Below are 13,247 nucleotides of genomic sequence, written 5' to 3'. Positions count from 1 at the left end.
TTATAGAAGTTGAATTTTAAGTCTTTTGTTTTTTCTTGCGCGCAGCTGGAAACAAAACGTTATTCAGAATTAATCGATACCCTGGTGACGTTGGATGAAGCTCTAATTCTGTTTTAGGATCCCCTACTCTATGTTGATAATCTTCAGGATCATGACCCCCGTAAAAAGTAAAAAATCCTTTGCCTTTGATGCCATGAATGTAGCGCGCTTCCCCATTCAGTTTATTTTCACCCAATACCAAAACAGTAGGCTTTACTTCAGCTCTTGTAAAAGAAGTAGTTTGCCCCATAAATGCTTTTACCAAAGAAGTGTGATTTTGACACAACATGGTAGGTACTGGATCCCACTTCGCTGAAAAATCCATTAACGAGAAGTAATCTGTCTCTTTAGATATGTTTTTTCTTTTAGTAGTCATATCAATACTTGAGAATTCATACTTAATAGGATTTCTTTCTAAAATAAAATCTGTAAATGCAAAGGTTTTAGAATAATCTAATTTGCTTTGATAATTTGCCTCTGAAGGGTCGCCATCAAACATAGGTTCACAAATATCAATACCATCAGCGGCTAAAGCAATATCAAAGCTATCTGTAGCGGAGCACATGGCAAACATAAATCCACCACCAATAACATAATTCCGAATTTTTAACGCAACCGCTCCTTTCTCTTCAGATACCTTTGAAAAACCTAACTCATTTGCTAGTGCTTCTGCATTTTGTTTACCCTCTATATACCAAGGCGCAGCTCTATACGCACCGTAAAATTTACCATACTGCCCTGTAAAGTCTTCATGATGCAAATGCAACCAATCAAAAAGTACAAGATTATCATCTAATACTTCTGTGTCATAAACGGTTTCATAAGGTATTTCTGCATACGTCAAAACCATGGTTACCGCATCATCCCAAGGTTGATTTCCGTCAGGGGAATACACTGCAATTTTTGGTGCTTTTTCTAATATAACAGCTTCTTGATTTTGTGACGGACTCGCAATTCCATCTAATATATTTTGCGCTTCCGCATCTGATACAACTTCAAAAGAAACCCCACGTATTTGACATTCTTTTCTAATTGCATCACCATCAGGCAATAAAAAAGACCCACCCCTATAATTTAATAACCATTGAACCTTTTGTTGCTTTGTCAACACCCAATAGGTTATACCATAGGCTTTTAGGTGATTTTTTTGGCTGTCAGCATCCATAGGAATTAAGATACTAGACGCAAAAACGTTTGCCGTAATAAATAAAGTAAGAATGAAAAGAGATTTCTTCATAGATTGAAAAACAAAAACCCAGACTTCTTTAAGTCCAAATTGTTTCAATCATAAAGTTACAACTATTGTTTTAAAAGCTTAAGGTCTATCAAAGGATGCATCATCTATGATTTTTGAGAATTACCTAAGTCTAAGTCGCTATTTAATAATCTTAAAATGAATTTGTTCTAAAAAGGAACCTCACCTACATCATCAGAATCACCATTCATGGCACTTCCAAATACATCATCGGCAGAAGGAAGTTGTCTAGCGTTGAATGGATTCTCATCTCCATCATTCATTTTGGATTGAAATTCAACAGGTGAATCAAAATCATCTAAATTGTCGAATTTACCTAAATTACCGATAAACTTTAATCGAATATTTTCTAAACCACCATTACGGTGTTTCGCCACAATAAATTCTGCTTGACCCTGTGTTGGCGTTCGTTCTTCATCATCCCATTCATCTATTTTATAATATTCAGGTCTATAAATAAATGAAACAATATCAGCATCTTGTTCAATTGCACCAGACTCTCTAAGGTCAGAAAGTAAAGGTCTTTTACTACCCCCACGTGTTTCTACCGCACGAGACAACTGTGATAAAGCAATTACTGGAACATTTAATTCTTTTGCAAGTGCTTTTAAGTTTCTAGAAATTGTAGAAATTTCTTGTTCACGGTTACCTCCTTTTTGACTTCCACCTGCAGTCATTAATTGCAAGTAATCAATAATTATCAATTTTATGCCATGTTGTGAAGCTAAACGTCTAGCTTTTGCTCTAAGGTCAAAAATTGATAATGATGGCGTATCATCAATAAATAAAGGAGCTTTCTCTAAGGATTTAACTTTGACATTTAGTTGCTCCCATTCGTGTTTCTCTAATTTACCCGTTCTAAGTTTTTCTGAGGACAGACCTGTTTCTGACGAAATCAAACGCGTTATCAATTGTACCGATGACATCTCACATGAGAAAAATGCAACCGGAATATTATTATTTACAGCCATGTTACGGGCCATAGAAAGTGTCAAGGCCGTTTTACCCATACCAGGACGAGCAGCAACAATAATTAAATCACTTGGTTGCCACCCTGATGTTAATTTATCAACTTTATCAAAACCAGTGGGTATACCACTTAAACCTTCTTTATTGGCAATTTCTTCAATTCGCTTTTTGGCCTGAATTACCAAATGCTGAGCAGTTTCGGCAGGTTGCTTTAGATTACCTTGGGTAACATCATATAGTTTCGATTCTGCACTATCTAATAAATCAAAAACGTCAGTACTTTCATCATAAGCTTCTTGAATTATTTCGTTAGAAATCTTAATCAACTGTCGTTGAATAAACTTCTGTAAAATAATACGAGCGTGAAATTCGATATGCGCTGAAGATGCTACCTTTTGGGTAAGTTTAATCAGGTAAAAATCGCCCCCAGAAACGTCTAAAAGCCCATCTTTCTTTAATTGCGTAGAAACCGTTAATAAGTCAACAGGCTGCGACTCTTGAAACAATTTAAAAATTGCTTCAAAAATATTGCAGTGCGCTTCTTTGTAGAATGCATCTTTATGTAGGATATCTATTACCTCATCAACACCCTTTTTATCAATCATCATTGCACCCAATACAACCTCCTCTAAATCAACTGATTGTGGTGGTATTTTTCCTCTTTCTAAATTGATAATAGTTGACTTATCAATCTTACGACCAATAAGTGGGTTTGTGTTCTCCATAGCTACGAAAATATAGAATTAACCTTAAGTTAACTTTTAGTGTTGTTAACCGTTGATCAACATTCTCTTGTTAATAAGTTACGATTTTGTGTTGATAACCAAAAAAATCCGAAGAAAAAATTCTTCGGATTTTTTTGAGCTTGTGAAATTCAATGTTTAACCATTAAATACACCCATCTCACTATATTTTTTCATTCGTAAATCGACCAACTCTTTTGGTGATAACTTTTTCAATTCCGCAAAAGTAGAAACTATTTTATTTTTCACAGTATCAAAAGTTTTTTCACGATTACTGTGCGCACCACCCACAGGTTCCTTTATGATTTCATCAATAACTTTAAGTCTTTTACTATCATTTGCGGTAAGTTTTAGTGCTTCTGCGGCTTGTTCTTTAAACTCCCAACTTCTCCATAAAATTGACGAACAATTCTCTGGTGAGATTACCGAATACCAAGCATTCTCTAGCATCATAATTTTATCACCTACACCAATACCCAAAGCCCCTCCTGAGGCACCTTCACCTATTACAATGCACATGATTGGCACTTTTAAACGCGTCATCTCTAGAATGTTTCTAGCAATAGCTTCACCTTGTCCACGTTCTTCTGCTTCAATACCTGGGTATGCACCCGGTGTATCAATGAAAGAAACAACAGGTACACCAAATTTCTCTGCAGAACGCATTAAACGTAAAGCTTTTCGGTATCCTTCAGGGTTAGCCATTCCAAAATTTCGATACTGTCTTGTTTTGGTATTATATCCTTTTTGTTGCCCAATAAACATAAAGCTCTGATGACCTATTTTACCTAGGCCACCAATCATAGCTTTATCATCTTTTACGGTACGATCACCGTGCATTTCTAAAAATGTATCACCACAAATAGCGTTGATATAATCTAAGGTGTAAGGCCTATTAGGGTGTCTTGACAATTGTACCCTTTGCCATGCTGTAAGGTTCTTATAAATATCCTTACGCGTTTCAAGAAGCTTTTTTTCTATTTGCTTGCAGGTTTCAGTAACGTCTACGTCACTTTCCTCTCCAATTATCGCGCATTTTTCTAACTGCTCTTCGAGTTCCTTAATCGGAAGCTCAAAATCCAAATATTCCATATAGATAAGATTGGTTGTTCTGAGGACAAAGATAGAATTTTAGTTGAATTCAACTTACTGCTCCTCAAGCTTTATATTATTTCTATTTTTTAGTACTCCATTTAATACAATAATTCCTAAAATAATTACTGCCCCAATATAAAAAGTAGGGCGCATTTGCTCACTATCTCCAAAAATAATCAATGCCAAAATAATACCATAAACTGGCTCTAGGTTTAGGCTTAACAAGATAGAATACGGACTAATGAACTTCATGATTTTCACTAATGCTATAAACGCATATGCCGTACATACAGATGCTAAAACAAATAAATAAAATATATCACTAAAAGAAATTTCAAAAAATTCGATTGTAAAACTTTTTCTGTAAAAAAGATAGCCACTTAAAAAAAGTGTTCCGATACCCATCTCATAAAAACCTATGACCGATGGTTTTTCTTCTTGAATTAATTTTCCATTTATCATTGTAAATACAACATGAAACAATGAAGACAATAGTCCCATCAAGATTCCGTCTAAGTACTCCGTTTCAAACTTGAAAATAATATAAAGCCCAAAAACAATGACCAATCCAAAGACAACTTCATACCAAATAATTTTTCGTTTGTACCATAAAGGTTCAACCAGAGATCCAATAAAAGCACCGGTAGATAATGTGATTAGTGCAATTGAAATATTTGACAATTTTATGGATGCAAAAAAGGCAACCCAATGCAAACTAAGCGTAGTACCTGCTAAAAGTAAGTTTGGAAGTTTCTTTATATTTACTATGAAATTAATTTGCTTGAAACCCATGTAACACGCAATGAATAAGGTTGCTAGTAACATTCTATACCAAACTAAGGGTAAGGCCTCTATTGAAATTAGTTTCCCTAAAATAGCTGTGAAACCAAAAATAAAAACTAGAAGATGAAGCTGTAAAAAGTGTTTTGGTTTTGTACTGCCCTGCATGGTTTAACGCTTTGCACGTTGTAGTAAATAGAAGGCTAGAATACCAAAAAACACATTTGGTACAACTACGGCAATAATTGGCGCTAACCCTGATTGCTCAGCCAATGTGCCAAATACTCGGTCAAAGAAAATAAATATAAATGCCACTAGAATTCCAAACGCCAAATTAATACCCATACCACCTCTGCGTTTAACTGAAGAAACCGCAACAGCTATAATTGTTAGTATAAAAGCGGAAATTGGTAATGCCCAGCGTTTGTACTTTACTAATACGTATCTATTAATATTGGAGGCACCTTTTTCTTTTTGATCTTTAATAAACTTATTTAGTTCTACTAAATTTTTTGTTTCCGCGACATAAGAAACCGGAGTTAAATCATTTATCTTAAACGGAAAAATAGTATCTAATCTTCGTTTTGTCTCTACAATTTCCACTCCATCAACAATACTTCTTTGTTTGAACGACGTTAAACGATATACACTATCTTTTTCGACCCATCTGATATTTGCCGCAGCCATTTTAAACTGTAAATTGTTATCATTATCAAAACGTTCAAAAGTAAAATTATACCCTATCTGACGTGCAGGATCAAAACTACTCACATAAATAAAGTCATTCTTATTTAGTTGGGTAAATATATTATTGGTGACACGGTCTGCCCCTCCTCTTTTCAGATATTTGTATTTAAATTCATTAAAACCTTCACTAGCCTTCGGAACCAAATACATACTCATGATAAACATTAGCGCTGCAACTATTGAAGCGCCCATTAAATAGGGTCTTAAAAACCGACCGTAAGAAACACCAGAACTCAAAATAGCAACAATCTCAGTATTTGAAGCCAACTTTGATGTAAAGAATATGATTGAAAGAAATAAGAATATGGGAAGTAATTGACTACCTATATATACGGTAAAGTTGCCGAAATACTCAATAATTTCATTTAAAGGAGCATCATTATCTTGCATCTTGCCAATTTGTTCAGCCAAATGCGCCATAATACTTATTGGGATGAATAGTAGAATCATCACCGCAAAAGTGAGTAAATAACGCTTTAATATGTACTTATCAAGAATTGTCAATTTAGAGTCGTTTGTCCATTTGTTTGACCATTTTATTTTTCCAGTCGGCAAAATCTCCCCCTAAAATATGTTTTCTAGCCTCACGAACCAACCACATATAAAAACCTAAATTGTGAATGGTAGCAATTTGTCCACCTAAATATTCATTGGCAGCGAACAAATGTCTTAAATACGCCTTTGAATAATCAGTATCAACAAAGGTGATGCCCATTTCATCAATTGGTGAAAAATCATCTTCCCACTTTTTATTCTTTATATTAATGGTACCATGCGCTGTAAATAACATTCCGTTACGTGCATTTCGTGTAGGCATTACACAATCAAACATATCAATACCCAAAGCTATATTCTCTAAAATATTGATTGGTGTACCTACGCCCATTAAATACCGGGGCTTATCTTCTGGTAAAATCTCACAAACTACTTCAGTCATAGCATACATTTCATCTGCAGGCTCACCAACTGAAAGGCCACCGATTGCATTACCTACTGCACCTGCATTTGCGATATACTCCGCTGATTGTCTTCGTAAGTCTTTAAAGGTAGATCCTTGAACTATCGGAAAAAATGTTTGCTCGTAATCATATTCAAAGGGTGTTTTTGCCAAATGCGCTATGCAACGATCCAGCCACCTATGCGTCATATGCATTGAACGCTTAGCATAATTATACTCGCAAGGATACGGTGTACACTCATCAAAAGCCATAATAATATCAGCACCTATTACACGCTGAATTTCCATTACATTTTCAGGCGTAAACATGTGTAATGATCCATCAATATGAGATTTGAATTTTACACCTTCTTCTTTTATCTTTCTGTTCGCCGATAACGAATACACTTGATAACCACCACTATCGGTTAAGATATTTCTATCCCAACCCATAAATTTATGCAAGCCACCTGCCTGTTTTATGATGTCAATCTTGGGTCTAAGAAAAAGATGATAAGTGTTTCCTAATATAATATCAGGATTTATATCGTCCCGTAATTCGCGTTGATGCACTCCTTTTACTGTCGCAACAGTGCCAACTGGCATAAAAATAGGAGTTTCAATTTTTCCGTGATCTGTAACAAGAGTCGCTGCTCTAGCTTTACTCTTGGGGTCTGTATGTTCTAATGTAAATTTCAATAGTTCAGATTCAATCGACAAAGATAATCAACTGAGGTGCACAAACTTCTTAAGAAACAAATAAAGTTAAGGTTGATTCTAACGCTTCATTATTTATAGATAAGGCCTGATAAATTATATTATCCGTGTAGTAAAACCCCAAAAGAATACCTATTTTTGGGGTCGAAAAAATATTAAAATGGCAGCAGTGCAAGAATTACAAGATTTAGTAGTACAAGTAAGAAGAGATATTCTTCGAATGGTGCATAAAGTTAATTCAGGTCACCCCGGAGGCTCTTTGGGTTGTACTGAGTTTATTGTAGCCCTCTACAATGAAATTATGGAGCTAAAAGATGGTTTTGATATGGATGGAAAAGATGAAGATCTGTTCTTTTTATCAAATGGTCATATATCTCCTGTTTTTTATAGTGTCTTGGCTAGAAGAGGATATTTTCCAGTAGATGAGCTTGGTACATTTAGATTAATTAATTCTAGATTGCAAGGTCACCCTACTACACATGAAGGTTTACCTGGTGTTCGTATCGCTTCTGGTTCATTAGGGCAAGGTATGTCTGTAGCACTTGGTGCAGCTCAAGCCAAAAAGTTGAATAACGATTCTAATTTGGTTTATACACTTCATGGTGACGGCGAGTTGCAAGAAGGTCAAAACTGGGAAGCAATTATGTATGCTGCCGGAAAAAAAGTAGACAACCTTATTGCTACTATTGATTTAAACGGTCAACAAATTGATGGTTCTACAGATGATGTATTGCCAATGGGCGATTTGAGAACAAAATTTGAAGCCTTCGGTTGGGATGTTTTAGATATTAAAGAAGGAAACAATTTAGAAGCAATTTTAAAAGGAATGCAAGAAGCAAAAAGCAGAACTGGTAAAGGAAAACCAGTTTGTGTGTTATTGCATACTGTAATGGGTAATGGTGTAGATTTTATGATGTACACACATGCATGGCATGGTAAAGCACCTAATGATGAACAATTAGAAAATGCTTTATCTCAAAACCCTGCAACTTTGGGTGATTACTAATCCATAGATTGCAAAAAGCTTAAAATAAAAACAATCGAATAGACTAAGATTCTCGACTTACGAGAATGACATCAAAATATTGATTCAATGACAAAATACGTAGACCAAGGTAAGAACGATACACGAAGCGGATATGGGGCAGCAATGACCGAACTCGGCAGAACTAACCCAAATGTAGTAGCGCTTTGTGCTGATTTGGTAGGGTCGTTAAAAATTCAACAATTTATTGATGAAAACCCTGAGCGTTTTTTTCAAATAGGTATTGCTGAAGCAAATATGATGGGTATTGCTGCTGGTTTAACCATTGGTGGTAAAATTCCATTTACGGGTACATTTGCCAACTTTTCTACTGGGCGCGTTTATGATCAAATTCGTCAGTCTATTGCCTATTCGGGTAAAAATGTGAAAATTTGTGCATCGCATGCAGGTGTAACTTTAGGTGAAGATGGTGCAACACACCAAATTCTTGAAGATATCGGTATGATGAAAATGTTACCGGGCATGACTGTAATTAATCCTTGCGATTATAATCAGACGAAAGCCGCTACATTGGCAATTGCCGATTTTGAAGGCCCAGTTTATTTAAGATTCGGAAGACCAAAAGTTGCAAACTTCACCCCAGTTGATCAGAAATTTGAAATAGGCAAAGCCTTAATGTTAAGTGAAGGTACTGATGTTACTATTATTGCTACAGGTCACTTGGTATGGGAATCTTTGATTGCAGCTGAAAATTTAGAAAAACAAGGAATTTCTGCAGAGGTCATTAACATTCATACAATCAAACCTCTTGACGAAGAAGCCGTGTTAAACTCTGTTAAAAAAACAGGATGTGTGGTAACTGCAGAAGAACATAATTATTTAGGAGGTTTAGGCGAAAGTATTGCTAGAGTGCTTGCTACTCAGCATCCTACGCCACAAGAATTTATTGCTACACAAGATACTTTTGGTGAAAGTGGTACACCAGAACAACTTATGGAGAAATATGGTCTCAACAATAAAGCAATTGAGAAGGCCGTTTTGAAAGTAATGAAGAGAAAATGACAATGGTATCGTTTTTGATACTGTTGCTGTATTAAAAAACGAGATCATTATGATATAAGCCATTACCAAAAGTTATAGTAAATAGAACTTTTGGTAATGGCTTTTTATTTTGGCCGTTTTAGAACATTAAAAATGGAACAAATGAAAGTACTAAGAACAACATTATTAGTTGCAGTCTTCGCTTGTATAAGCACAACTGCATTTGCGCAAAGCGGATCTGGATTTGGAATTACCGGTGGACTTAATTACGGTGCAAACGGTAATTATTTTGAATCTGTAGGAGCAGCCGCAAAAAACCCTGACCGAAATATTGGATACCACGTAGGTTTCTTCGGTAAAATTGGTAACCGATTCTTTTTTAGACCCGAAGTGGTGTATACCAAAACGCAATCAGATTATGCGGGTGATAAACTTGACATAAGTAGATTAGATGCGCCCATGTTAGTAGGCGTAAAAGTTATTGGCCCACTAAATGTTTTTGCGGGGCCTGCCTTTCAATACATTTTAGATTCTGAATTTGAAGGTATCGGCATCAATGAGATAGAGAATGACTTTAGTGTAGGGCTTCATATTGGAGCTGGTGTAAATCTTGGTAAAATAGGATTTGATCTTCGCTATGAAAGAGGTTTTAGTGAAAATGAAGCAAAGTTCATTAACACTAACATTACAACATTGCCAAATAGCCGTGTTGACACAAGACCTGATCAATTAATTTTGAGTGCTTCTATCAAATTTTAAACGAACTGTATTCAAACAAAAATAGCCCTCATTGATGAGGGCTATTTTTGTTTTAAGGCTTTTTAATGGCTTAACTATCGCTATCTAGATAATCTGGAGTGCCATCATTGTCTGTGTCAGGATATGGCTTAATAATAACACCATTCTCATCTGAAATTTCATCTAAAGTTGATATACCATCACCATCATCATCTGAATCCGTATAATTCGCCAAAAAAGTAGAGAATTCAGTATCTACATCGGTATTATCATTATTCAAATTACCATCACCGTCTACGTCTTCCTCAATATTTGGTATTCCATCTTCATCAGTATCAGTATTTTTTAAATACGATAACAAGTCAACTTTAAATATTAACGGACTATATGATGGAATTAAACTTGAACTAGATGAATTATAATATCCTAAAGCAGAAGGCATAATTATCATTCCAACTCCATAATCTTCATAACTAACCGTACCATTACCATTTTCAATAGGGCCTGTACCAGATTTCAATTTGGTTACTCCATTTCCAAAACCTCTTACAACCCCAGAAAGATTAAACACTGCTGGTGTAGTAGAGATATCAAAGATAGTCCCATCCAATAATGACCCCTCATAGTGTACAAAAGAATTATCACCTATGGTTGGGTTTTCGCCTACTCCTTCTCTTGCTATTAAATAATATAATGTGTGATCAATTAAACCTTCTTCTTCGGTAATTTCAACTTTAATTGTTTGTGTTTCTACTTGATCAAGTAAAGGTGTTTTCCCTGCATTATCACCTTCTATATCGCCTATTACTATTTTATAATCAAAATCATCGGCTGGGTTGGCAAAATCTTCATAATTATAAAAGTGAGTACTTAGATATTCTTTTATGGCAGCCTCATCGGAGGCAATGGTCTCAGTTAAGGTTTGTGGAGGCACAACTACAGCAGTTTCGTCATCATCATTATTACAAGATCCTATAAAAATGACTAATACTAAAAGATAAAAGATTCTTTTCAATTGCATGCTTTTCTTTTTTACAGGGCGCAAGATACAATTTTCCACTATTTTCGTTGAAGCCTTAACAAAGATTTGTAACAACTTATGCGCATTGATAAATTCTTATGGTGTACCCGTTATTTCAAGACACGCAATCAGGCTACTGAAGCTTGTAAAAAAGGTCGTGTAAAAATGAACGAACAGGTGGTAAAACCAGCTAGAGATGTTTTTCCTATGGATAAAATTATTGTCCGTAAAAACCAAATTGATTATCAATTTCAGGTTACTGATATACCAGCAAGCCGAGTTGGGGCCAAACTGGTTGATATCTATAGAAAAGACATCACCCCTAAAGAAGCTTTTGAACATGCTGAACTATTAAAGCATGCTAAAGAGCATTATAGAAAAAGAGGAACAGGACGGCCTACTAAAAAAGATCGGCGTGACATTGATGACTATACAACAACTGAAGATGAAAAAAGTGAAGAATAAAAGCGCTTTGAGTATATTTGAATAGATTTTTTGAAAATGGACAATCAGATACTTTCACATCAGCAAATTGAGCACAAGGTAAAGCGTATAGCTTATCAAATTTATGAAGCTAATGTTGAAGAAAAAGCTATTATTATTGCAGGAATAGATGGTGGCGGATTGAAACTTGCTCAGAAACTAGGTGCTATTCTTAAAAAAATCACAGAAGCAGATATTACAATTTGCAAGGTTTCTATGGATAAGAAAAACCCATTAAAGAGTGGCGTTGAAACTTCAATTCCGCAAGAAGACTATAAAAACAAATCGGTAGTCATTGTTGATGATGTTCTTAATTCAGGAACAACACTTATATATGGGGTTCATCATTTTTTACGAACACCATTACGTCAATTAAAAACTGCAGTACTTGTTAATAGAAATCACAAAAAATATCCTGTAAAAGCTGATTTTAAAGGCATTTCACTCTCTACGTCGTTAAATGTGCACGTGCATGTAAAGTTTGAAACAAAGAATGACAGTGTTTATTTAGACTAAGTTCTCAGCAATTTCAGACACGATATCATCTATAGTTTTATTATCACATTCAATTGTGCTATTTGCCTTTTGGTAGAACACACTGCGCTCAAAAAGATGTTTTCCAATAAATTCAGGTAAATCGGCATCAGGAATATTCTTAATCAAAGGTCGATCACTTTTTTCTTTCTGTAATCTTTGGGCTAAACCAATGACAGAAACTTTTAAATAAATCACATTTGGTGTAAGCGTCAAGATATCAGACATATTATTTGTATAACATGGAGTACCACCACCTAATGATAATATAATTTTATCACTTTCGGCAAGGGCCATAGTAATATATTCTGATTCTTTTTTACGAAAGTAGATTTCCCCCTTTTCCTTAAAAAGCTCAGGAATAGACATTTTTTCTTTTTGCTCAATAAAATCATCAAGATCTAGAAATCTATAGTCTAGCTTTTCTGCCAAAACCCTACCAATAGTACTTTTACCACTACCCATATACCCCAGAAGGACTATTTTCATACGTTCAATTTTCCGTAAAAATGATGCATTTTAGATTGATATCAAAAAAAGTTAGACTAATTCATTAAACTTTTTTTAACTATTAAATACGCTAAACACAAGTAGTTACGGCCATTTTCAAATATGAACGAATTAAATTTTCTAAATAAAGTTTCATTAATTAATTAATGATCTTATATTTGCACCCGCTAAACGAGGAAACTCAAATAGCAATATTGAAATTTTGACCTGGTAGCTCAGTTGGTAGAGCATCTCCCTTTTAAGGAGAGGGTCCTGGGTTCGAGCCCCAGCCAGGTCACCAATCGGAATACTATCCGAGACCAAAACCTTGCTAATCTTATGATTGGCAAGGTTTTTTTAGTTTTAGGAAGTCATATGATTTGATGTTGTTTGATTTAAAATGTCTACAAAACGTCTGCATTTTTTTAAATCTACAACTACAGTGTACTACACTTCAAAACATTATATCAAACAACTACCCCTCTTCTTTCTTCACCCCTACTTTTAAAAGAATAGTTTCTAACAAGCACCATTTCGTAAACGCAGATTGTATAAGATTTACCCCTATGAATACGGTAAACCATAACCAGTTTATATGCACATATACTGCCAATACAAAGCTAAGCAAAACCATTGTACCTACTATTACCCTAAAATATGTGTTCAACATTTTT

At 35.0% G+C, this 13,247-nt stretch carries 14 protein-coding genes and 1 tRNA gene; 6 read left to right on the top strand and 9 right to left on the bottom strand.

Features of this window, described 5'->3' with window-relative positions:
* Positions 1–16: 16 nt before the first annotated feature.
* The 6 genes from JQC67_RS10780 to tgt all read right to left on the bottom strand — a co-directional run bounded on the left by JQC67_RS10780 (position 17) and on the right by tgt (position 7,264).
* Positions 17–1,276, bottom strand: a complete 1,260-nt coding sequence (locus JQC67_RS10780; protein ID WP_203252816.1) for an asparagine synthetase B — start codon at positions 1,274–1,276, stop codon at positions 17–19.
* Between the two features lie 167 nt (positions 1,277–1,443).
* On the bottom strand, positions 1,444–2,988 hold the full coding sequence (gene dnaB, locus JQC67_RS10775; protein ID WP_203252815.1) for a replicative DNA helicase: 1,545 nt from the start codon (positions 2,986–2,988) through the stop codon (positions 1,444–1,446).
* A gap of 156 nt (positions 2,989–3,144) precedes the next feature.
* Entirely contained in the window at positions 3,145–4,098 is a 954-nt protein-coding gene (locus JQC67_RS10770; RefSeq protein ID WP_203252814.1) for an acetyl-CoA carboxylase carboxyltransferase subunit alpha, read from the bottom strand.
* Positions 4,099–4,152: 54 nt separating this feature from the next.
* Positions 4,153–5,049 (bottom strand): DMT family transporter, encoded by an 897-nt coding sequence (locus JQC67_RS10765; RefSeq protein WP_203252813.1) that lies wholly within the window; start codon positions 5,047–5,049, stop codon positions 4,153–4,155.
* Between the two features lie 3 nt (positions 5,050–5,052).
* Complete coding sequence (locus JQC67_RS10760; RefSeq protein ID WP_203252812.1) at positions 5,053–6,132, bottom strand: LptF/LptG family permease; 1,080 nt, start codon at positions 6,130–6,132, stop codon at positions 5,053–5,055.
* Between the two features lies 1 nt (position 6,133).
* Positions 6,134–7,264 (bottom strand): tRNA guanosine(34) transglycosylase Tgt, encoded by a 1,131-nt coding sequence (tgt, locus tag JQC67_RS10755; RefSeq protein ID WP_203252811.1) that lies wholly within the window; start codon positions 7,262–7,264, stop codon positions 6,134–6,136.
* A 178-nt stretch (positions 7,265–7,442) separates the two neighbouring features.
* Between tgt and JQC67_RS10750 the strand changes: the two genes are divergently transcribed.
* The 3 genes from JQC67_RS10750 (at position 7,443) to JQC67_RS10740 (ending at position 10,067) form a co-directional block, all read left to right on the top strand.
* The gene (locus JQC67_RS10750) at positions 7,443–8,288 is read left to right on the top strand and encodes a transketolase (RefSeq protein WP_203252810.1); all 846 of its coding nucleotides are present in this window, start codon (positions 7,443–7,445) and stop codon (positions 8,286–8,288) included.
* Between the two features lie 87 nt (positions 8,289–8,375).
* Entirely contained in the window at positions 8,376–9,329 is a 954-nt protein-coding gene (locus JQC67_RS10745) for a transketolase family protein (protein WP_203252809.1), read from the top strand.
* A 141-nt stretch (positions 9,330–9,470) separates the two neighbouring features.
* On the top strand, positions 9,471–10,067 hold the full coding sequence (locus JQC67_RS10740; RefSeq protein ID WP_238934581.1) for an outer membrane beta-barrel protein: 597 nt from the start codon (positions 9,471–9,473) through the stop codon (positions 10,065–10,067).
* Between the two features lie 70 nt (positions 10,068–10,137).
* Here the strand turns inward: JQC67_RS10740 and JQC67_RS10735 are convergent, their stop codons facing one another.
* Positions 10,138–11,067: an FKBP-type peptidyl-prolyl cis-trans isomerase gene (locus JQC67_RS10735; RefSeq protein WP_203252808.1), complete on the bottom strand. Its 930-nt coding sequence runs from the start codon at positions 11,065–11,067 to the stop codon at positions 10,138–10,140.
* A gap of 78 nt (positions 11,068–11,145) precedes the next feature.
* On the opposite strand from JQC67_RS10735, the gene JQC67_RS10730 reads away from it, so the two are divergent.
* Positions 11,146–11,532: an RNA-binding S4 domain-containing protein gene (locus tag JQC67_RS10730; RefSeq protein WP_203252807.1), complete on the top strand. Its 387-nt coding sequence runs from the start codon at positions 11,146–11,148 to the stop codon at positions 11,530–11,532.
* 36 nt (positions 11,533–11,568) lie between these two features.
* Positions 11,569–12,066, top strand: coding sequence for a phosphoribosyltransferase family protein (locus JQC67_RS10725; protein WP_203252806.1), 498 nt, complete (start codon positions 11,569–11,571; stop codon positions 12,064–12,066).
* Here the strand turns inward: JQC67_RS10725 and JQC67_RS10720 are convergent.
* Complete coding sequence (locus JQC67_RS10720; protein ID WP_203252805.1) at positions 12,058–12,573, bottom strand: shikimate kinase; 516 nt, start codon at positions 12,571–12,573, stop codon at positions 12,058–12,060. The two genes, JQC67_RS10725 and JQC67_RS10720, sit on opposite strands and share 9 nt — an antisense overlap.
* A gap of 225 nt (positions 12,574–12,798) precedes the next feature.
* Between JQC67_RS10720 and JQC67_RS10715 the strand changes: the two genes are divergently transcribed.
* Positions 12,799–12,874, top strand: a tRNA-Lys gene (locus JQC67_RS10715).
* Between the two features lie 174 nt (positions 12,875–13,048).
* On the opposite strand, the gene JQC67_RS10710 is transcribed toward JQC67_RS10715, so the two are convergent.
* On the bottom strand, positions 13,049–13,243 hold the full coding sequence (locus JQC67_RS10710) for a YgaP family membrane protein (RefSeq protein ID WP_203252804.1): 195 nt from the start codon (positions 13,241–13,243) through the stop codon (positions 13,049–13,051).
* Between the last annotated feature and the right edge of the window lie 4 nt (positions 13,244–13,247).

It is taken from the genome of Aurantibacter crassamenti (assembly GCF_016811105.1).
Classification (GTDB): Bacteria; Bacteroidota; Bacteroidia; order Flavobacteriales; family Flavobacteriaceae; genus Aurantibacter_A; species Aurantibacter_A crassamenti.
This window is presented reverse-complemented; position numbering and strand designations above follow the sequence as displayed.